16 protein-coding genes are annotated in these 19,663 nt (G+C 72.2%); 8 read left to right on the forward strand and 8 right to left on the reverse strand.

All coding sequences use genetic code 11. The features are described 5' to 3' along the window. Window positions 1–7: 7 nt before the first annotated feature. From ACZ3IJ_RS03755 to ACZ3IJ_RS03765, 3 genes are all read right to left on the reverse strand, one after another. Entirely contained in the window at window positions 8–1,330 is a 1,323-nt protein-coding gene (locus tag ACZ3IJ_RS03755) for an ABC transporter substrate-binding protein (RefSeq protein WP_467466042.1), read from the reverse strand. Next, on the reverse strand, window positions 1,327–2,982 hold the full coding sequence (locus tag ACZ3IJ_RS03760; RefSeq protein ID WP_467466269.1) for a glycoside hydrolase family 13 protein: 1,656 nt from the start codon (window positions 2,980–2,982) through the stop codon (window positions 1,327–1,329). The genes ACZ3IJ_RS03755 and ACZ3IJ_RS03760 overlap by 4 nt, the downstream gene beginning before the upstream one ends. A 243-nt stretch (window positions 2,983–3,225) precedes the next feature. Next, complete coding sequence (locus ACZ3IJ_RS03765) at window positions 3,226–4,500, reverse strand: ABC transporter substrate-binding protein (RefSeq protein WP_467466043.1); 1,275 nt, start codon at window positions 4,498–4,500, stop codon at window positions 3,226–3,228. A gap of 123 nt (window positions 4,501–4,623) precedes the next feature. On the opposite strand from ACZ3IJ_RS03765, the gene ACZ3IJ_RS03770 reads away from it, so the two are divergent. From ACZ3IJ_RS03770 to ACZ3IJ_RS03780, 3 genes are read left to right on the forward strand one after another with little or no spacing between them, the layout of a single operon-like run. Beyond that, window positions 4,624–5,139, forward strand: a complete 516-nt coding sequence (locus ACZ3IJ_RS03770) for a PadR family transcriptional regulator (RefSeq protein WP_391796163.1) — start codon at window positions 4,624–4,626, stop codon at window positions 5,137–5,139. Continuing rightward, window positions 5,136–5,891, forward strand: a complete 756-nt coding sequence (locus tag ACZ3IJ_RS03775; protein WP_467466044.1) for an ABC transporter ATP-binding protein — start codon at window positions 5,136–5,138, stop codon at window positions 5,889–5,891. Before ACZ3IJ_RS03770 ends, ACZ3IJ_RS03775 begins: the two co-directional genes overlap by 4 nt. A gap of 2 nt (window positions 5,892–5,893) precedes the next feature. Then, complete coding sequence (locus ACZ3IJ_RS03780; RefSeq protein WP_467466045.1) at window positions 5,894–8,209, forward strand: ABC transporter permease; 2,316 nt, start codon at window positions 5,894–5,896, stop codon at window positions 8,207–8,209. A 63-nt stretch (window positions 8,210–8,272) separates the two neighbouring features. Here the strand turns inward: ACZ3IJ_RS03780 and ACZ3IJ_RS03785 are convergent, their stop codons facing one another. After that, window positions 8,273–9,157: a DUF4436 family protein gene (locus ACZ3IJ_RS03785; RefSeq protein ID WP_467466046.1), complete on the reverse strand. Its 885-nt coding sequence runs from the start codon at window positions 9,155–9,157 to the stop codon at window positions 8,273–8,275. 277 nt (window positions 9,158–9,434) lie between these two features. Between ACZ3IJ_RS03785 and ACZ3IJ_RS03790 the strand changes: the two genes are divergently transcribed. Next, entirely contained in the window at window positions 9,435–10,589 is a 1,155-nt protein-coding gene (locus ACZ3IJ_RS03790) for a tetratricopeptide repeat protein (protein ID WP_467466047.1), read from the forward strand. Between the two features lie 11 nt (window positions 10,590–10,600). Next, window positions 10,601–11,671, forward strand: a complete 1,071-nt coding sequence (locus tag ACZ3IJ_RS03795; protein WP_467466270.1) for a polyprenyl synthetase family protein — start codon at window positions 10,601–10,603, stop codon at window positions 11,669–11,671. Between the two features lie 88 nt (window positions 11,672–11,759). On the opposite strand, the gene ACZ3IJ_RS03800 is transcribed toward ACZ3IJ_RS03795, so the two are convergent. Next, entirely contained in the window at window positions 11,760–13,007 is a 1,248-nt protein-coding gene (locus tag ACZ3IJ_RS03800; RefSeq protein ID WP_467466048.1) for an extracellular solute-binding protein, read from the reverse strand. 262 nt (window positions 13,008–13,269) lie between these two features. On the opposite strand from ACZ3IJ_RS03800, the gene ACZ3IJ_RS03805 reads away from it, so the two are divergent. Both ACZ3IJ_RS03805 and ACZ3IJ_RS03810 read left to right on the forward strand, forming a co-directional pair. Then, entirely contained in the window at window positions 13,270–14,121 is an 852-nt protein-coding gene (locus ACZ3IJ_RS03805) for a DUF817 domain-containing protein (protein WP_467466049.1), read from the forward strand. Window positions 14,122–14,140: 19 nt separating this feature from the next. After that, on the forward strand, window positions 14,141–14,371 hold the full coding sequence (locus ACZ3IJ_RS03810) for a hypothetical protein (protein ID WP_467466050.1): 231 nt from the start codon (window positions 14,141–14,143) through the stop codon (window positions 14,369–14,371). A 54-nt stretch (window positions 14,372–14,425) separates the two neighbouring features. Here ACZ3IJ_RS03810 and ACZ3IJ_RS03815 read toward each other — a convergent pair whose 3' ends face one another. Both ACZ3IJ_RS03815 and ACZ3IJ_RS03820 read right to left on the reverse strand, forming a co-directional pair. Next, on the reverse strand, window positions 14,426–15,187 hold the full coding sequence (locus tag ACZ3IJ_RS03815) for a heparin lyase I family protein (RefSeq protein ID WP_467466051.1): 762 nt from the start codon (window positions 15,185–15,187) through the stop codon (window positions 14,426–14,428). A 144-nt stretch (window positions 15,188–15,331) separates the two neighbouring features. Then, complete coding sequence (locus ACZ3IJ_RS03820; protein WP_467466052.1) at window positions 15,332–17,767, reverse strand: polysaccharide lyase 8 family protein; 2,436 nt, start codon at window positions 17,765–17,767, stop codon at window positions 15,332–15,334. A gap of 210 nt (window positions 17,768–17,977) precedes the next feature. Here ACZ3IJ_RS03820 and ACZ3IJ_RS03825 point away from each other — a divergent pair, with 210 nt between their 5' ends. Continuing rightward, on the forward strand, window positions 17,978–19,045 hold the full coding sequence (locus tag ACZ3IJ_RS03825; RefSeq protein ID WP_467466053.1) for a LacI family DNA-binding transcriptional regulator: 1,068 nt from the start codon (window positions 17,978–17,980) through the stop codon (window positions 19,043–19,045). Window positions 19,046–19,123: 78 nt separating this feature from the next. Here the strand turns inward: ACZ3IJ_RS03825 and ACZ3IJ_RS03830 are convergent, their stop codons facing one another. Next, window positions 19,124–19,549 (reverse strand): ATP-binding protein, encoded by a 426-nt coding sequence (locus tag ACZ3IJ_RS03830; protein ID WP_467466055.1) that lies wholly within the window; start codon window positions 19,547–19,549, stop codon window positions 19,124–19,126. Window positions 19,550–19,663: the final 114 nt, after the last annotated feature.

The raw sequence follows: 19,663 nt of genomic DNA on the forward strand, positions 1-19,663 counted from the left end.
CGCCGCCTCAGTTCTTGTACGCCTTGGCCGCCGCGCCCTCCAGCGCCGCGGCCGTGGCGGCCGGGTTCGACGGGTCGCGCAGGAAGTCCTGGAGGATCTTCCACTCGCCCACGCCCTTGGTGCCGCCGAAGGCCGCCGGGGCCTGGTCCGACATGTCGAAGCGCACCGAATCCCCGGCGTCGATCAGCGACTTGGCCGTCTCGCGCAGCGTGTCGTCGCCGTAGGAGGCGAGGTCGAGCTTCTTGTTCGGCGAGAGGAAACCGCCGGCCTCGGCCCACACGGCCGCCGCCTCCGGCGTCGCGAGGAACTCCAGGAACGCCGTCGCGGCCTTCTGGTTCTTGCCGTCCTTCAGGACGACCGCCGCGTCACCCCCGCTGACCACCGGTGCCGTGCCGCCCGCGACCGCCGGGAAGGGGAAGAAGGCGGCGTCCTCGCCGATCTTCCTGCCGAACTGGTCCTTGGCGATGCCGGCGACGAAGTCGCCCTCGTACACCATGCCCGCCTCCGGCTTCGGTCCGAAGACCTTCTCGACGGAGCCGGGGAAGTCGGTGCCCAGCGCCCCCTTCTGGCCGCCCGCGATCAGCTTCTTGTCGGAGAAGAGCGCCCCGAGGGTGGTCAGGGCCTTCACCACGGTGGGGTCGGTCCACGCGATCTCGTGCCGGGCGAGCCGGTCGTACTTCTCCGGACCGGCCTGGGAGAGGTAGATGTTCTCGAACCAGTCGGTGAGGGTCCAGCCGTCCTCACCGGCGACCGCGAAGGCCGGCAGGCCGGAGTCGGAGACGGCCTGCCCGCTTCTGAGCATCTCCTCGTACGACTTCGGCGGCACCACGCCCGCCTGCTCGAACGCCTCGGGGCTGTACCAGACCGTCGACTTGTGGGCGGCCTTGAAGTACAGGCCGTACAGCGTGCCGTCCACGGAGCCGTAGTTCTTCCACACCGGCGCGTAGTTGGCGTCGACGGACTTCTTCGTGGTCTCGGACAGCGGCCTGAGCCACTTCTGCTCGGCGAACTGCTGGAGCACACCGACCTGAGGGACCATCACCACGTCGGGGGCGTTGCCGCCCTCGATCTTGCTGCCGACGACGGTGGAGACGTTGTCGCCGGTGGACACGAACCGGGTCGTGGCGCCGGTCTTCTCCGTGAAGGCGTCCAGCACCTTCTGGAAGTTCTTCTGCTCGGCGCCCGACCAGACACCGGCCACGTCGAGGGTCTGGCCGGACAGTTCCTTGCTGCCGCCGCCGGCGCTGACGGCTCCTCCGCCGCACGCGGTCGCGGCGAGTGCCAGGGCGAGTGCGGAGCAGCAGGCCGTCGTCATCCGTCGTATGGTCATCGCGGTCCCTCCAGGGTGGTGTCGTCGCTGATCCACCAGGCGGCGGTGGATCCGGGAAGTACGCCGGTCGGGCAGGGCCCGCTGGACAGCAGCGGGGCGCCGGAGACCGGGGCGGGCACCGGAGCGGTGCCGAAGTTGACGGCGCAGACGAGTCCGTCGCCGCGCACGAAGGCCAGTACGCCGGGCGGTGCTTCCAGCCAGCGCAGGGTGCCCTCGCCCAGCTGCGGCAGACCGTGCCGCAGCTGCAGGCCGTCGCGATACAGGTGCCAGAACGAGCGGGTGTCGGCCAGCGCCCGGTCGGTGGCGTGCTCGGCGAACCAGCCGGGCTGCGGCAGCCACGGCTTGGCGCTCTCCGCCCCCGTGCTGAAGCCGAAGGGCGAGGCGTGCCCCGACCACGGCAGCGGCACACGGCAGCCGTCGCGGATCCGGGCCCGGCTGCCGGTGCGCCGGAAGATCGGGTCGGTGAGCACCTCGTCCGGCAGGTCCACGACCTCCGGCAGGCCCAGCTCCTCGCCCTGGTAGATGTAAGCGGCGCCGGGCAGGGCCAGCATCAGCAGGGCGGCCGCGCGCGCCCGGGCGGCCCCGAGCCCGCTGCCCCCGGTGCCGGACTCGCCGTACCGGGTGACCGTGCGCACCTGGTCGTGGTTGTTGAGCACCCAGGTGACGGTGGAGCCGGTGCCCGCGATGTCGCGCATCGCCTCGTCGATGACCTTGCGGAAGGCGTCGGCGTCCCAGGGCGCGCCCAGCAGGTCGAAGAAGAACGCCTGGTGCAGTTCGTCGGGGCGGACGTACTCGGCGTGTTCACGGGCGGTCGGCACCGACACCTCGCCGACGAGGAGCCGCTCGTGCCCGTCGCGGGCCGTGTACTCCTCGCACACCGACCGCCAGTGCCGCCATACGCCGTGCACCTCGGGCCGGTTCCAGGCGAGCGGGTTGACCGAGTCGCGGGTGCGGGCGTCGGCCTCCGGGTCGGGGGAGTCCGGCAGCGCGGGGTGCTTGAAGAGGCCGGCCGCCACGTCGATGCGGAAGCCGTCGACGCCACGGTCGAGCCAGAAGCGCAGGGCGTGGTCGAAGTGGGCGCCGACCTCGGGGTTGCGCCAGTTCAGGTCCGGCTGCTCGGGGGTGAACATGTGCAGGTACCACTGGCCGGGCGCGCCGTCCGGCTCGGTGATCCTGGTCCAGGCCGGCCCCCCGAACATGGCGTGCCAGTTGTTGGGCGGCAGCTCGCCGTCCGGGCCGCGGCCGTCGGCGAAGTGGAAGCGGGCGCGGGCCTCGCTGCCGGGGCCGGCCGTGAGGGCCTCGCGGAACCAGACGTGTTCGCTGGAGCAGTGGTTGGGGACGATGTCCAGGAGCACCTTGACGCCCAGCCTGCGGGCGTCGGCGACCAGCAGCCCGAACTCGGCGAGGTCGCCGAAGACGGGGTCCACGTCGCAGTAGTCGGCGACGTCGTAGCCGTGGTCGTGCTGCGGCGACGGGTAGAACGGGCTCAGCCAGATGCCGTCGACCCCGAGCTTCTTGAGGTACGGAAGACCGGCCCGGACACCGGCGAGATCGCCGATGCCGTCGCCGGTGCTGTCCAGGAAGCTGCGGACGTACACCTGGTAGATCACCGCGTCGCGCCACCAGTGGCGGTGGCTGGGGGCTGTGAGCATCACCCGTTGACCTGTATTTCTGCGTGAAGGGGTGCGCGCCACCCAGAGCGGGTAGCTGTTATGCATGCATGTTAAGTAGGTGTGTCGCGGGAGTGTCAATGAAGCTGCCGAAAAACGGCGCTTGTTGGGGACTTATGCCCTATTTTGTCCCGATCGGGAGACGGTAGAGTTCCGCATACTGATACCTAACAGGTAAGTAGGCCGCAGGCGTGGGTGCGGAGGTGACGAGAGGTGCGGAAGACGTCAGCGACGACGGGCGATGGCCGCGAGCTCGTCCGCGAGCCGGCGTACCGCGGCCTCGGGTGTCTGGTGCTGCGCCATCGCGTCATGGACCACGGCCTGCACGGCGAGGCTCACCTGCTCGTAGTGCGGGCTCTTGGGGCGCGGCGCGGCCGCGAGCACACTCGCCCGCAGCGCGGGCAGATACGGGAAGCGCGCCACCAGCGCGGGATCCTCGTACAGCGCGGCCCGCACCGGTGGCAGGGCGCCCTCGCTCAGTACGCGGCGCTGCACCCGCTCGCTCGTGAGGTACGCGATCAGGTCACGCGCCGACTCCGGGTGCCGGGCGTGGCTGCTCACGGCCAGATTCGACCCGCCCAGCACGCTCGTGCCCGCCCTCCCCGGGCCCGGCAGCGGCACCGCGCCGAACTTCCCGGCGACCTTGGACTGGGTGCCCGAGGCGCCGGCGTACGCGTACGGCCAGTTGCGCAGGAAGAGCAGCCGGCCGTCCTGGAACGCCTGCCGGGACTCCTCCTCCTTGTACGTCAGGGCTTCCTCCGGGATCCAGCCGTCCCGCACACCGCGGGCGAGGAACCCCAGCCCCTCCCGGGCCGCCGCCGAGTCGACCGTGACCCGCTCGCCCTCGTCGCCGAGGATCGTCCCGCCGGCCGAGTACACCGCCTCCGCGGCGTTGACCGTCAGCCCCTCGTACGGCAGGAACTGGCCCGCGTAGCCGCCCAGGCCGTACTCCGGGGCGACGGTCCGGGCCTGCCGCTCCAGCTCCGCCCAGGTCCGCGGCGGGCGCTGCCCCACGCGGTCGAGCACGTCCTTGCGGTAGAAGAGCATCCCCGCGTTGGTCACGTAAGGGACGGCGTACAGCCCTCCGTCGTACGTGGCCGTGTCCACCACCGGCGGCAGGAAACTCTCCAGTGGGAAGCGCCCGCGCTCCAGCGGCGCGATCCAGCCCGCCGCGGCGAACTCCGACGTCCACGCCACATCGATGTTGAGCAGGTCGAACCTGCCCTCGCCGGACCTGAGATCCGTGATCATCTGGGCCCGGGTCTCGTCCGCCGAGTCCGGCAGCTCGACCAGGGTGACCTTCTCTGCCGGATGCGCGCGGTTCCAGCCCTCCAGGACGGGGCCGAGATAGCCGGTGAGATCGCCGGCCGTGGCCAGCGTCATCGGGCCGCGCCCGCCCGCGGGCTCCCCGCCACCGGACGGGACACCGGCAGCGATGTAACCCGTCAGTACGACCGCGAGCGCCAGGAGACCCCTACCCGCGGCACGCATCCACCGCATAGGTTCCTCCCAGAGCACCGCGCCGTACACCTTCGTCCGACGACAGGGCATGTATACCCGTTAGGCATGGGCGATACTAGAGCCCAGATCACACCGGGAGCACGCCAAGGGAGGACAGCACGGGTGCGCCTTCCCCTTCTCGCCCTCCTGGCCAGGGGCCCTGCCCATGGGTACGAGCTCAAGCAGGACCTTGAGCAACTGCTGGGCGCCGCGTACCCTCCCACCAACGTCGGGCAGATCTACGTCACGCTCGGACGGCTGGAGAAGTCCGGGCTGATCGAGGGCGAGGAGATCGCCCAGGAGAGCCGCCCCAACAAGAAGATCTACCGCCTCACCGACGCCGGGCAGGAAGCACTGCGCGGCTGGTTCGACGAGACGGCGGACGAACCGAGGGTCCGCGACGAGTTCTTCATGAAGCTCGCCCTGGCCCCGCGCACCGGTCTCGCCGACCAGATCGCCCTCATCAACAAGCAGCGACGCGAGTACCTCACCACCATGCGCAACCTGTCCAAGCTGGCCGCCACCGAGAACCGGGACAACCGCATCGCCCACCTGCTCATCGAGGGCGCCATGCTGCACCTCCAGGCCGACCTCGACTGGCTGGAGCGCTGCCAGGAGGAACTGGAGGAGCTGCAATGACGGACTCCGCCATACCCGTGCCGCTCGTGCACGCCGAAGGGCTCGTCAAGACCCACCACGGCGAAGGCGCGCCCGCGCACGCCGTGCGCAGCGTGGACCTGACGGTGCGGCGCGGCGAGTTCGTCGCGATCACCGGGCCCTCGGGCGCGGGCAAGTCCACCCTGCTGCATCTGCTCGGCGGCCTCCAGCGTCCCGACAGCGGATCGCTCCGGCTCGACGGCGAGAGCACGGACGGCTGGACCGAGGCGCGCTGGGCGGTGGAACGGCGCCGCCGCATCGGCATCGTCTTCCAGTTCTTCAACCTCGTCTCCAACCTCACCGTCGCCGACAACGTCGAACTCCCCGCCCTCCTCGCCGGCACCTCCGCCAAGCGGGCCCGCGCCGAACGCGAGAAGCTCCTCGCCGAGCTGGGCCTCGACACCAAGGCACGCAGCATGCCCGGCGAGCTCTCCGGCGGCGAACAGCAACGCGTCGCCCTCGCCCGTGCCCTGGTCAACCAGCCCCGGCTGCTCCTCGCCGACGAGCCGGCCGGCAGCCTCGACAGCAAGGGCACCCGCGAGGTCATGCGCCAGCTCGCCAGGCTGCACGAGCGCGGCCAGACCATCGTGCTCGTCACCCACGACGCGCGGCTCGCCAGCGCGGCGGACCGGGTGATCAGCTTCTTCGACGGCCGGATAGCCGACGACGCCGAACTGGGCGGCACACCGCCGCGCGGCACCGGCCTCGCCGGCGTACTGGAACTCAAGGACTGACCGTGCGGGCCACGCTGCGCTGGGCGCACGCCGATCTGCGCACCCACCGGGGCGAAGCGCTGTTCATGGTGGCCGCCACCGCCGGGATCGTCGCCTCGCTGCTGCTCGCCACCGCGCTCTTCGGCTACGCCACCAACCCCTGGCAACGGGTCTTCACCCAGTCGCGCGGGGCGCACGTGTGGATCCACACCGGCTCCGCCGCCGATCCCCGCGCCCTCGCCGGCCTCGACGGCGTCGAGCAGCTCTCCGGCCCCTACCGCACCGCGGTCGGCACCGTCACCTCACGCGGCGCCCGCGCCGACGTGGAACTGCGCGCCACCGGGGCCGAGCCACCGGACAGCGGCCGGCCCCTGCTGACGTCGGGCCGCTGGCTCGACGACGCCGACCCCGAGGGCGTCGTCCTCGAATCCGGCCTCGCCCAAGCCCTGTGGGCCGAACCGGGCGACCGTCTCACCCTGCCGGCCGGCCGCACCCTGACCGTCCTCGGCGTGGCGGACAGCGCGGAGCCCCGCTACAGCCCGGGGGAGCGGTCCGGCACCGTCTGGGCCCTGCCGCGCGCCGTGCCGGACGAACGCGGCGGCGGCCACGTCGTCGGACTGCGCCTCGCCGACCCGGAGGACACCGACTACGCCGTCCAGCGCGCCGTCACCGCACTCGGCGCCGGCGCCGTCACCGACGTCTCCACCTGGCAGCAGGCCCGCGCCGAGGCACAGGGCGACACCAGGCTGCTCGGTCAGGTCCTCGGACTCTTCGGGCTCGGCGCGCTGATCGCCGCCGCCCTCGCGGTGTTCGGCGCGATCAGCACGCGGGTGCGCGGCCACCTGCGGGACATCTCCGTCCTCAAGGCCATCGGCTTCACACCCGGCCAGGTCGTCCGCGCCTTCCTCGGCCAGCACCTCGCCTTCGCCGTGTTCGGAGCGGCCCTCGCCACGGCGGCCGTCCAGGTGCTCGGCGACCGCCTGCCCGGTCGCCTCGGCGACGCCGTGGGCGTCTGGCAGGGGCTCCCGGGCCACACGATGGCCCTGCTCGCCGTACCCGCCGCGGTGGTGCTGTTCATCGGAGCGGCCACCTGCCTCGCCGCGTGGAGGGCCGGACGCGTGGAGCCCGTCCCCGTCCTGCCCGCAGCCGCGGCCACCGGCTGGGGGGCTCCGCGGCCGGCCTCCGGGGCCGGACTCTCCCGGGCCGCCCGGAGCGCGCTCGGCCTGCGCGTGCCGGCGGGCCTGGTCCTCGGCTGGCACCGGGCCTTCGGCCGAGGCCGCCGCGCACCGGCCACCATCGTCCGCCTCGCTCTGCCCCTGCTGCTGGTCACGGTCGCGGTCGGTGCCTGGACCACGCTCCAGCGCTTCGAGACCCACCCCGAGTATCTCGGCCACGCCGCCGCGCTCACCGCCCGCCCCGACGCGACCCTCACCGACCGCGAGGCCGACGCGCTCCTCGGCGCCGACGACCGGATCACCGCCGCCCACCCCGGCCTTGAGGTCGCCGCCCTGGTGCCCGGCCAGACAGGCACGATCGCGCTTCGCGGCCTCGGCACCCGCGCCGAGCCCTACCCGTACTCGATCGCCGAGGGCCGCGCCGCCCACGGCCCCGACGAGGCCGTCGCCGGCCAGGGCCTGCTCGACCTGCTCGACGTTCGCGTCGGCGACTGGGTCCGCGTCACCGTCGGCGGCCACCCACAGGTCCTGCACCTCGTGGGCCGGAGCATCGAACCGGAGAACGGCGGCCGGGTCATCTCCACCTCGCTCGACACCCTGCGCGAGAACGACCCCACGCTGCGCCCCACCCTCTACCAGCTCCGTCTCGAACCCGGCGCCGACCCCCGCGCCGTACGCGCCGGACTCGCCGCCGCCTCCGGGGGCCATCTCGACCTCCACGAGGTCACCACCCCCGCCGACCGGCTCTCCGCCCTGCGCGGTGTCGTCGTCGGCCTGATCACCGTCTTCGCGCTGATCGGCCTGACCGAACTCTCCACGGCGATCGGCGGCAGCATCCGCGACGGCGAACGCGACCTGCTGGCCCTCAAGGCCATCGGCCTGTCCCCACGTCAGATCACCGCGGTCACCGTGACGGCCGTCGGATGCACCGCACTCGCCGCCGCTCTCGCCGCGACCGTCCTCGGAATCCCCTTCACCCGCTGGCTGATCGACCGCGAGGCCGACACCACCGGCATCGGCTCGGGCATCGCCCACACCCCGCCGGTCTGGTACTTCGTGGCGATGTGCGCGACCGCCGTGCTCGGCGCCGTCGCCCTGGCGGCGGTCCCTGCCGCCCGCGCGGCCCGCCGCCGTCTCGCGGACACCCTGAGCGCCGCGGCCTGACGTCCGCCGGCACCCGGCCTCCACGGACCCGGACCGTGCGGCCGTGCCGTGGCGCCGGGCCGCCTACGTGCGCCGCGCGTCCGAGCGGAGGGCGGCGCGGACACCCGTGCTGACCACGACGAGCAGGCACAGGGCGATGATGCTCTCGGCCCAGAAGAAGGCGAACCAGTCCATCACGCAGCCGATCGGAGGCGTGCCGGGCGCGGTGTTGCGGAAGGCGGAGAGCGCGAACAGCGTGGCGGCCATCCAGGCGAGCGCGGGCCAGACCACACCCTCGCCGCGGGTCGTCAGATACCAGGCCCCCAGGAGCACGGATGTCGCCAGGGCCCACATCACGACCATCATGAAGACCGCGAAGACGAGCAGACTGCCCGACCGGGCCAGCGCCAGCCCCACCACGGCCTCCTCGCCCGAGGGCGGCGGTGTCACGGAGACGGCGAAGAGCGTCTCGTTGTTGGAGAAGAGCATCCGCACCGGCACCGGTTCGCCGCCCATCAGGGCCCAGAACTCCAGCTCCGTCCGGTAGGAGTCGAAGGGGTAGTCACCGATCGATCCACCGGTGATCGCGACCTGTACGTCCTTGGGCGCGATGCGCTCGTGCGCCGTGAACGCCAGGTCGCTGAGGGTCGCCGTGGAGGTCTGGAGGCTGAGATCCTCCACCGGGGCGGTCCCCTCCTCCTCTCCGAGGCTCCCGCGCGGGACGACCCGCACCCGCAGGACCAGTTCTCTCGCCGCGGCGTCGACGCTCTGCACCGTGGCGACCACGTCCACCCGGTCGGCCGCCCGGGACCCGACCGTGTGGACCGTGTCGTTGGCCTGCCGCTCGGTGTACTGCAGCCACGACCCGACGGCCACCGCCACCAGGATCAGCACCCCGAGAGGCAGCAGGACCGGCAGCATCGACGCCCCGAAACGGCGTGGGCGGCGCGGGCGCGAGGGCGGGGCCATGGTGACTCCGACGAGGTGAGAGGGCGACGGGCTCCTCCCGCGCGGTGCCGGGAGAGGCCTTCGATCACAGACCGCCACTGTAGGTGTTCGCAGGCCGGTCACCGCGGAGGTGCCGGTGTACGTCTCGCTGAGGACCTCTCGACGGCCGTGTAGCACTCGAGGATGACCCGGTGCCAGCACCGAGACGGACATTGCGTCGCATGCGGAACCCGCGTCCGCGGTCGACGTCTTGCTCCTCGCGTCGGCTTGATCGGCGAGTCGACATGAGGAGGTTCTGATGGCAGGTCAGGTACGTGAGGCCGGGTGGGCGAAGGCGTCGGCGCCGGAGTATCAGGGGGCTCTCGGGTCCCTGTCGGTGAACTCCTCCCTGCCGGAGGTGCTCGCCCGCGGCGTGGAGGAGCTCCGTGCGGCGGAACGGGCCGGAGACCTGCGCGAGGCGGCGCGCTGCGGACTGGCCGTGGCGGAGGCGTGCCGCCGGCTCGGACGGATCGAGGAGGCCGACCGGGCGTGGAAGGCGAGCTTCCGGGCGGCGCGTTCGGCCGGCCACGAGGGGGCGATGGCGTGGGCGCTCTGGAGCGGCGGGACGCTGGCCCGGCAGCGCGGCGCGCTGAGCCTCGCGTACCGGCTGCTGAGGCTGGCGGCCGAGGCGGGTGAGCGGGGCGGCGATGTCGTCGTGCGGGGCTACTCGCTGGCCGGGCTCGCCGAGACGGGGCGGATACAGGGCGACTACGCGGCTGTGGGCAGGCTCCACGAGCAGCTCCTTGCCGAGGCCCGACGGCGCGGCGAGGCCCGGCACACGGTGTGGGCGCTGGAGGGCATCGCGCAGATGCACCGCAACACCGGCTCCTACGACACGGCGCTGGCCCTGTTCGAGGAGGCGGCCGAGACGGCGTCACGCGCCGAGGACCGGCGCGGCTGGGCGTGGGCACTGCGGGGCATCGCCGACGTCGTGTCGGTGCGGGACGGGGATGTGGAGCGCGCGCTGTCCCTGCTGTCGGAGGCGGAGGAGGCGTGCCGCGAGATGCGGCTGTCCAGCGCGCTCGCGTACAACCACAAGATGCGCGGCAACGTGCTGTACCGGGCGGGGCGGTACGAGCAGGCCCGTGAGCTGTACACACGGGCCCTGGAGGAATTCCGCGAGATGGAGGAGCCGCGCGGGACGGCCCTGTCGAGGCTGGGACTGGCCAAGGCCCGCGCCCGGCTGGGCCGCGACGCCGCGGGCACCGCCGTCGAACTGGCCGAGCTGCGCTCCACGCTCGACCGCATCGGGCTGCGCCACGCGCGGGACATGGTGGACAAGGCCGCGGCCGAGCTGGGGGTGGGGCCGCTGCCGGACCACGGCCGAGGGGACGGAGCGCGCGCGGCCGAGCCGGTGCTGCCGGCCGTCGGGGCGGAGGCCCTGAGGACGGCGGACGTGGAGGGGCTGCGGTGAACGCGCTCCCGATGTCGCCCCCGCCGGTCCGCACGTCGGTCCGCACGCCGGGCCGCTCGGCGACCGACGTCCTGGAGCGGTGCCGTGAACTGGTCCGGCCCGCGCTGGTGGAGGCGGTGGGCCGGTTGCATCCCTGGACCGGTGAGATGGCGGCGTACGCGCTGGGCTGGGCCGATACGGCCGGGAATCCGGACCCTGACGGCTCCGAGGGGAAGGGAGTGCGGCAGGCGCTCGCCGTGCTCGGGGCCGAGGCCGTCGGTGCGGACGCCTCCGACGGCGTCCCCGGAGCCGTGGCCGTCGAACTCGTGCACACCTTCTCCCTGCTCCACGACGACATCATGGACGCCGACGCGCTGCGCCGGCAGCGCCCGGCGGTGTGGAAGGCGTACGGGACGGGCCCGGCCGTGCTGACGGGCGACGCGCTCTTCGCCCAGGCCGTGGCCACCCTGGCCGATGCACCGGGCCGGCACACGGCGGCCGCGGTACGGTGCCTCGCCGGGACCCTGAGCGCGCTGGTGGCGGGGCAGGCCGAGGACCTGCGCTTCGAAGACCGGCCCTGGCACGGACCCGACGCGGTCGGGCCGGACCGGTACCGGCTGATGGCCGAGCGGAAGACGGGCGCCCTGCTGGGCGGTGCGATCGCGCTCGGTGCGGTCCTCGGCGGCGCGCCGGACAGGACCGTGACCGCGCTCGAACGGGCCGGGTGCCACCTCGGACTCGCGTTCCAGGCGGTGGACGACATCCTCGGCATCTGGGGCGACCCGGCGGTGACCGGCAAACCCGTCCACGCGGATCTGCGCCAGGGGAAGAAGACGTACCCGGTCCTCACGGCACTGGCGGGCGAGGGCAGGGCCGCGCGCGAGCTGGCGGTGCTGCTCGACTCCGGCCGGCGGGTCGACGGGGAGACGGCCGAGCGCGTCGCGAGGCTGGTGGAGGAGGCGGGCGGACGGACCGCGACCCGCGAGGAAGCGCGCCGACACCTGGACAGTGCGCGCCGCGCCCTGAGAGAGACACCGCTCACGGGCGCCGCCGCGGACGAACTGGACGCGCTGTTCGCCTACGTGCTCGACCGCACCTGGTGATCGCGGGGCGTCGCGGGCGGAGGGGTCGTCGCTCCGCGCACCTTGTGGGTGCTGTGCGGGCGACGGGATCGACGTCGGGTGGACGCCTTTACGACACGTCCCGAGCCTGTCGGGCGATCTGCTCCAGGACGAGCTTCGGGTCGGCGGACGGCGCGACGGCCTTGCCGATGTTGCGCTTGATGGTGTTGCTGACCTGCAGCCAGGACGGTTCGTCGACCGGGTAGAGCTCGGCCGTGCGCAGTGCGGTCAGGAACTGTTCGGCGCTGGGGTCCGCCGCCGCGTACCGGGACGCCTGGGTGGCGGACACCGTCGACGGCAGCAGGTGGTAGCGCGCGGCGAACTCGCTGAGGTTCTTGTCCTCGTAGACGAAGTCCAGGAACGAGGTGACGAGTTCGCGGTTGCCGTCCCGCTTGAAGGCCATCATCCAGTCGGCCACGCCCGCCGTCGGCGGGGTCGTCGCGTCGCCGAGCGTGTCCGACACGGGCATGCGCAGCGTGCCGACCTTCATGCCCTTCTCCCTGGCCTTGTGCAGGAGGGAGGGATAGCCGTTGACCATGCCGACGTCGCCGCGCAGGAACGCGTCGAAGGCGTCCTGCCGGTTGAGCTCGGCAGGGGGGATCGGACCGGTCAGAGCAGGTGTGACCAGGTTGTCCCTGATCCAGCGGAACGTCTGGGTGTTCGCCTGCGACGCGATGCTGTAGCTGCCGGTGCTGTCGGTGTAGCCGCCGCCGTTGCTCAGTTCCCAGATCAGGGCTTCGGCGTGGGCCTCCTCGGGGCCGAGCGGCAGGGCGTACGGGTAGAGCACCCCCTCCTTCTTGAGCGCCTTGGCCGCGGTCTTCAGGTCCGACCAGGTCTTCGGCGGTTCGGCGCCGGCCTCGTCGAACAGCTCCTGGTTGTAGAAGAGCAGCCGGCTGCTGGCCACGAAGGGCAGGCCGTAGAGGGTGTTGTCGACCGAACCCGCCTCCGCGAGGGGCGGGAGGAAGTTCGACTCCGTCTTGATCGACATCACCTCGCCGGCGGAGTAGAGGCGGCCCTGCGCGGCGAAGTCGGAGTACGCGCCCATCAGAGCCACGTCCGGGGCGTCGTCCTCCTCCACCATGCGGGTGACCACCCGGTCGACGTCGGCCCACGGGCAGAGCGTCACCTCGACCTTCTTCTCGGGGTGGGCAGCGGTGAACGCGGCGGCCAGCTTGTCCCAGTACGCCTTGGAGCTGGTCGCCGGGCTGTCCCCGTACTCGGGGGCCACCAGTCGGAGCGTCGTCCCGCCGTCGTCGGACGAGCCGCAGGCGGTCACGAGGGAACCCAGTATTCCGAATGCCGCCACGGAGGCGGTCATGCCGAAGAGTCTTCGTCGCACGGATCTTTCCTCTTGATCTTTTTTTGGACAGTGCGTCCGAAATTCTCTCCTGGTCAGGGGCGTATTCGGCGCTCTGGCGACCAGTTGTGGTGATAGCTCCAACGGCGAAGATTCCGAATGGTGTCTTCCGATGTGCCAGAACTGCATCCGACGCGCGTAGAACCTTCCGCGATGTCCGGAGCGGCCTCGGTCCGGGACGTCCGACGGAACCAAGGGCCGTCGGCCGGCAGTCTGCTCGGGCATGACCTTCCAGCGGATCGCCCACGGGTGCGCCCAGTTCTGGCGCTTCGGGCTCGACCAGGTGCGCGCCGTCGCGTTCGCCGTCACGCTCGTCGGCGGCATCGGTGCCTCCCGGCTGCTGCCCGGCGATCTGCCGGTCGCGCGCTACGACCTGCTCCTGATCTACGGCGTGGCCCTGACGGTCCTGGCCCGGAAGGCCGGCTGGGACGGCCCCCGGGACACCGCCGTGATCCTGGGCTGCCATGCCGTGGGGCTGCTCTTCGAACTCGTCAAGGTGCGCATGGGCTCGTGGAGCTATCCGGAGGACGCCGTCACCAAGGTCGCGGGCGTTCCGCTCTACGGCGGTTTCCTCTACAGCGCCGTGGGCAGCTACTGCTGTCGCGCCTGGAAGATCATGGACCTGTCGCTGTCCCGGTACCGGCCGCGCCTGATGGCCGCCCTTGCCGCCGCGGTGTACCTCAACTTCTTCACCCATCACTGGCTGCCGGACGCACGGCTCGTCCTGGCCCTGCTGATGCTCGGGGCGACGGCCGGCACCTGGGTCCACTTCACGGTGGGGACCGCCCGTCAACGGATGCCACTGGCCCTGGCCTTCGCCCTGATCGGGTTCTTCCTCTGGGTCGCGGAGAACGCGGCCACCTACGCCGGAGCCTGGAGCTACCCCCACCAACTCGACGGCTGGCAGCCCGTACCGCTCACCAAGTTCGGAGCCTGGGCCCTCCTGATCAGCGTCACCTTCGTCCTCGTCGCGCGCACCAGGGGCGGCTCGACGGGGACGGCGGCGAGGTTTGCGTGGCACCACACCGGTCAGCAGCCGAAGGGAAGGGCCGTCTCGGCCGGCGAAGGACCGTGACCAGAGGAAGGTGAGCAGTATGCGCACTCCGGGCGATCCCGAGGAGACGGCGGAGCCGCTTCCCCGCGACCCGCAGAACCAGCAGTCGGCGGAGGGCGAGGACCCCCTGGCGATACCGGTACCGGACTGGCCCGACAGCGAGCTGCCCCGCACCGACGTGGCGGGCACCGCGCGCCGGGACCGGGCCGAGGGCGACGGCTCCGACCAGGAGGCGAAGGAAGGCTCCGCCGTCGACGAACCGGTGGACTGACACCCCCGTGGCACGGCGGCGTCAGCCCACGGGCGGGGCCCAGGGCGGCCTGTCTCAGTCGACGTCGGCCCGCGTCGTGCCCATCTTCAGGCCGTCGACCCAGTGGATCGACTCGACGTCGAAGATCGTGGATCCGTACGAGCCCCAGCGCGGCACGTTGCCCTGGAGGTCCCACGTGCGTGCGTTCCGGCGGTCGGCGACCACCTGCCCGTTGACGTACAGGGTGAACGAACCGCTGGTGGAGGTCTGGGCGTCGATGCCCAGCTCGATCTTGTTCCAGGTGCCCGGCGTCCAGGCCACGTCGCCGACGGAGATCCACTGCTCGCCCGGGGCGACGTACCAGATCTTCAGCCGGCTGTCCTCGACCTTCATGATCACCGGGTAGTTCTGGTCGTGCGCGTCACCGGTGCCCCAGGACTTCCACTGGAAGACCGTCTGGGCGTTGCCGGTCTTGGTCATGGACTCCCAGCCGAACCAGTAGGCCCTGCCGGACGTGAGGGTGCGGCCGGCCATGCCGTGCCCCTCGCACCGCTCGGAGCCCGCCGCCTTGGTGAAACCGAAGATCTTCCCGCGGCCGTCGTTCCAGTCCGGCTGGTACACGGAGGACGGGGAGTCGCAGAGCACCGAGGCGAACACAGCTGTGCCGCCGTTGTCCGCGTCGCCGTTCCACTCGACCGACGCGTGCGCGGGTGTCGCCAGGAGAAGCGAGAGAGCCGCGGCCGGTGCCGTGAAGGCGAACGGCCGTCCTCGCCGGGGCCGGGACGTCCGGAGCCGGGAGAAGCGTGAGGTGGTGCCCTGGTCGGTGCCGTGACGCATGGGTTCCTCCGGTGGGGGGAGAGGGCGGGTTCTGCAGGAGAGGCGCACCCCGGTGAGGTGGGGGGAGGTGCGGCCTCGCGGCGGGGGAGGCGCCGCCCTGGCGTGCGTGCACGCGGGACGGGCCGGCGCCCCCTGGTCCTCGGATCAGCCGAGGCGTACGGTGATCTTCTGGGGCGCCCCGGCCTGGCCGGTGAGGTCGCCGAACGTGAGCTTCAGCGACGAGCCGGTCGTGACGGCGGTGACCGTGGCGGGCTTCGAGAGCACCCGGCTCACCTCGCGGTTCCAGACGACGTGCAGCGAGGTGGCCTGCCGGGCGGGGTCGGAGACGACGATCGTCGCCGTGCCGTTGCGGTGCTCCCGGACGAGGACGGAGGCGGGGCCGCCCGCCTGGATCCGGTCGACGGTGCCTGCCGTCCAGAAGTTCACCGCGGTGAAGCCCAGTTTCGGGACCCGCACCCCCTGCTGATCGGCGGAGTTGGCGAGGATCCGCAGCCACCCCCTGTCGCGGGCGCGGTGGGCCGTGGTCCTGGCGCTCGCCCCGGGCAGGAGGACGTAGGCGTAGTCGCCGTCGGCCGGATCGACACCGTGGTCGGTGAAGAGCGTCAGATACCGGCGGGTGATCGGGTCCGGGGTGCCGCCGGTGTTGATCTCCTTCCAGGAGCCGGTGCGCTCCTCGCGCACCGCGCCGATCCTGGCCCCACCGGGGAACACGTACCCCGCCTGCCCGGCGATGTGGGCCCACTCGGCGTTGTCGAAGGTGCCGGCCCAGCCCTGCGTCACCGGCTGCGCCCTGCCGTCGACGGTGAGGACCGGGGCACCGGTGCCCCCGAGGGCGCGGTTGTCGACGGTCGTCTCGACGGCGTGACCGTCGGCGGAGGTGATGCCGGCCCCGAGACAGACGATGGAGTCGTCGAGGCAGAACCAGGACTTTCTGGCGTCCATGGTGCTGGAGATGCCCTTGAGGTGCTGACCGACGGCCGCGTACTCGCCGTCGGTGGTGCCGCCCACCCAGGCGGCGTCCGGCATCGGCTGCCCCCAGTTGCCGCCCTCGCCGTCGGCGAGGGGCTTGCGCGAGGCGGTGATCCCGGGCAGACGGTACGGGTCGACGGTGGGCCAATAGGCGTCCGAGTACTGCTCCAGGCCGAAGTCGCCGCCCCACCAGGAGAGCCAGCCGGCGCCGGTGTGGTACCCGCGGGCGTGCTCGCCGTTCCCGAACTCGTAGTGGGCGATGCGGTTCGAGGCCATGGAGAGGGAGGCCGCCCAGCCGCGACGGCGGTGGGTGGCCCGCGCCATCTCGGGGAAGAGCCGGTGCTCGACGGGCTCGGGGGCGGCCTTGACGCTGGTGTCGTCCTGGAGTGCCTGCAGGAGCGAGGCCCTGATCAGGCTCAGTCCGGGGTTCTTCAGTGCGGGGTAGTAGTAGTCGCGCTGCAGCCAGCCCTTGACCATCGCGCGCCAGCGGGCGTTCTCCTCGGGGCTCGCCCCCTGACCCACGAGCAGGATGGTCGCCATGAGCCCGTGCGCCCGCTGGTGCTCGTTCGTCCCGACGCGGCTGATGCCCCGACTGCTGACGTTGTCCATCATCAGGCCGTTGTAGATGAACGGTGCGACGGCCTTCTCGATCGTGTCGAGGAAGAGCTGGGTACCGGCGTCCTTCACCTCCCAGCTCGACCCGCGCAGCAGGGCGAGCAGCCGGCCGACCCCGTCGTGCAGGACCGCTCCGTACCCGCCGATGTAGGGGACGTTGCGGTGCTGGACGAACGATCCGTCGGCGTAGAAACCGTCGCCCGAGGTGACGTAGGGGAAGACCGGGGCCAGCGCCCGGGCGGCCAGCGCGATCCTGCCCGCGTCCTTGCCGACGATCCCGCGCAGGAGCACTCCACGGCACAGGTCGACCCGGTTGGCGCCCGTACTGGTACCCGTGTAGGAGGCGAAGACCGAGTCCGGCACGAACGCGTCGACGGCCCGGCAGTAGGCGGCGATCTGCGCGGCCGACAGGTGGTCGTACATCAGGACGCAGGTGTCCATCAGCGCCTGTGGTGCGCCGATCTGCCAGTTGTACCAGTTGCCGTACCGCGCGGTGGTCTCGTTGTAGACCTCCGCGTGGAGGTGGTCGAGGCCGGCGACGACGGCGTCACGGAGCCCGGCGTCCCCGGTCAGCCCGGTGCCCGGCTGGGAGTAGGCCTCGGCCATGGTGCGCAGCCGGTTGTAGCTGTCGTTCATGACCGCCGAGAAGGCGTAGGACTCCGCGTCGAGGTCGGGTTCGGGGTCGGTCCAGGTGCGGCCCGGCCAGAGGGAGCCACCGGCCGGGGCCATGGTCGCCCGGTAGCCGGCGGCGGTGGTGCCGAGGTTGGTGAGGATGGTCCGGAACGGCTCGGCGGTCGGGCTGAACCCCGTACCGAGGATGAGGGCGCGCCACTTTCCGCGCAGCGCGTCGTACTCGGCGTCGGTCGCGGCGGACGATGTGCCGTCCGGATCGTCCGCTGCGGCGGACGGGTGCGCGAGCGTTCCGTTGAGTCCGAGGGCGAGCGTGCCCCCGCCCGCGGCCTGGAGGAACCTGCGGCGACGCCAGGGAGATGGCATGGGAGACGACCTTTACGGGAGGAGCGCGTCGTTGCCTCGGCGCTGTCGCTGGCTCGTGAGCGTGGGGTTTCTAACACGCAGAAAAGCAGGACAGCAACAGTTTGGACAGGAACAGCCAGGCATTGTTCGTTCGAACTCAAACAGACAGAAACGATCGGAGGGTCGCTACACTGCTCGTGAACTGGGGTGTCGTCGGAGGGGAGCGCGGCAGTGCACGCGGAACACAGGCATCAGGCGATCCTGCGGAGACTGCGGGAAGAGGGCTCGCTCCGCGTCAGCGACTTCGCGGCCGAGCTGGGGGTCTCCCCGGTCACCGTCCGCCGGGATGTCGAGATCCTCGCGGACCGCGGTCTGGTCGCCCGGGTGCACGGCGGGGCGATGCTTCCCGAGACCTGGGCGGAGACCGCCACCGCCGAGGCGGCGCCCGCCGCGTCGCCGCGGGGCGGCCGGGAGCGTGTCATCGGTCTGATCGTGCCGTCCGCCGACTACTACTACCCCGAGGTGATCAAGGGTGCGCGGGAGGCCGCTGCCGCCCGCGGCATCCGGCTCGTGCTGGACATCTCGGGGTACGACGCGGACGAGGAGCGCGCACAGGTCGAACGGATGGTCGGCGACGGGATCGACGGACTGCTCGTGGTCCCGTCGGGGCCACGCGCCTGGTACGAGCAACTGCCCGTTCCCGTCGTGATCGTGGAGCGCCGCCCCGAGGCGGACGAGGTCGCCGGGATCGACCATGTCGTGTCCGACCACGTCCACGGAACACGCCTCGCCGTGCGGCATCTCGTGGAGGCCGGCCGCCGTCGCGTCATGCTGCTCGTCCGCGGGACCAGCCCGACCGCACAGGGGATCGTCGAGGGCTTCCAGGCCGGAGTTCGCGCCGCCGGGCTCGAGACCCCCGGCTCGGTGTCCGTCGTCGACATCGGGGACGCGGGGGCTGGGAGCCGGGAGTACGACGGCCCCCTCGCCGAGCTGCTCGACGCCGCGGCGGAGGGCCGCGTCGACGCCGTCATCGCCCATCCCGACCCGGAGGCGCTCGTCCTGCTGAGGCGGTTGCGCGCGCGGTCGATCCAGGTTCCCGGCGACGTCGCGATCGTGGCGTACGACGACGAGGTGGCGGGGCTCGCCGACATCCCGTTGAGCGCGATCGCCCCCGCGAAGTACGAAGTCGGTTCGTCCGCAGTGGAGTTGCTGGTCCGCCGGCTCGACCAGCCGGACGCTCCGAGGCACCGGCTCTTCGTCCTCCCGAGGCTCCGGGTGCGCTCGTCCAGCGGCGGTTGAGCCGCGGCTGATCGGCGACGGAGCCTCGATCGCCCACGGCCGCACGAGGCTCGGGCGGCTCGACGCGGGCAGCCGCGCTCAGGCTGCCTCGACTCGGGCTGCTGCCTCGACCTGGAACCAGACCCACTTGCCGTGGTCGCCCACGGTGGCGACACCCCACGCCCCGGCCACGGCGTCCAGCAGATCCAGCCCCCGGCCCGTCTCCAGCTCGGTCTCCGCGGTGTCCGGCTCGTCCCGGCTCGACCGTGCCCCCGCACCCATGCGGGGGTTGGTGTCGAAGACCGCCCCGGTGACGACACCGGCACAGCGGTCGTAACCGATGGCGACCTCGATCGCCGGCCCGTCCGCGTGCCGGACCGCGTTCGAGACGACCTCGCTCAGCAGCAGGGCGGCCATGTCCACCTCGTCGTGTCCGTCGGGCGTGATCCGGTCCAGGACGTCACGGGCGTCCGCGGCGGCGCGCGGGTGGCGGGGCAGGACGGCGATTCCGCTGTGTGCGTTCACGATGAACTCCAGGTCCGGGTGCGCCCCCCGACGGGCGGAACGGTCCCCCACCACCCCCGTCGTGGGCGGCTCCGCCCTGCCGAGGAGGGAAGGAGGAGGGCGGTGCCGCGCCAC

Source organism: Streptomyces sp. NPDC013317, assembly GCF_055563155.1.

Coding starts and splice junctions, on each gene's coding strand:
- ACZ3IJ_RS03755 (WP_467466042.1), bottom strand. CDS start 1,330: ATGACCATACGACGGATGACGACGGCCTGCTGCTCCGCACTCGCCCTG.
- ACZ3IJ_RS03760 (WP_467466269.1), bottom strand. CDS start 2,982: ATGCTCACAGCCCCCAGCCACCGCCACTGGTGGCGCGACGCGGTGATC.
- ACZ3IJ_RS03765 (WP_467466043.1), bottom strand. CDS start 4,500: ATGCGGTGGATGCGTGCCGCGGGTAGGGGTCTCCTGGCGCTCGCGGTC.
- ACZ3IJ_RS03775 (WP_467466044.1), top strand. CDS start 5,136: ATGACGGACTCCGCCATACCCGTGCCGCTCGTGCACGCCGAAGGGCTC.
- ACZ3IJ_RS03785 (WP_467466046.1), bottom strand. CDS start 9,157: ATGGCCCCGCCCTCGCGCCCGCGCCGCCCACGCCGTTTCGGGGCGTCG.
- ACZ3IJ_RS03790 (WP_467466047.1), top strand. CDS start 9,435: ATGGCAGGTCAGGTACGTGAGGCCGGGTGGGCGAAGGCGTCGGCGCCG.
- ACZ3IJ_RS03795 (WP_467466270.1), top strand. CDS start 10,601: ATGTCGCCCCCGCCGGTCCGCACGTCGGTCCGCACGCCGGGCCGCTCG.
- ACZ3IJ_RS03800 (WP_467466048.1), bottom strand. CDS start 13,007: ATGACCGCCTCCGTGGCGGCATTCGGAATACTGGGTTCCCTCGTGACC.
- ACZ3IJ_RS03805 (WP_467466049.1), top strand. CDS start 13,270: ATGACCTTCCAGCGGATCGCCCACGGGTGCGCCCAGTTCTGGCGCTTC.
- ACZ3IJ_RS03810 (WP_467466050.1), top strand. CDS start 14,141: ATGCGCACTCCGGGCGATCCCGAGGAGACGGCGGAGCCGCTTCCCCGC.
- ACZ3IJ_RS03815 (WP_467466051.1), bottom strand. CDS start 15,187: ATGCGTCACGGCACCGACCAGGGCACCACCTCACGCTTCTCCCGGCTC.
- ACZ3IJ_RS03820 (WP_467466052.1), bottom strand. CDS start 17,767: ATGCCATCTCCCTGGCGTCGCCGCAGGTTCCTCCAGGCCGCGGGCGGG.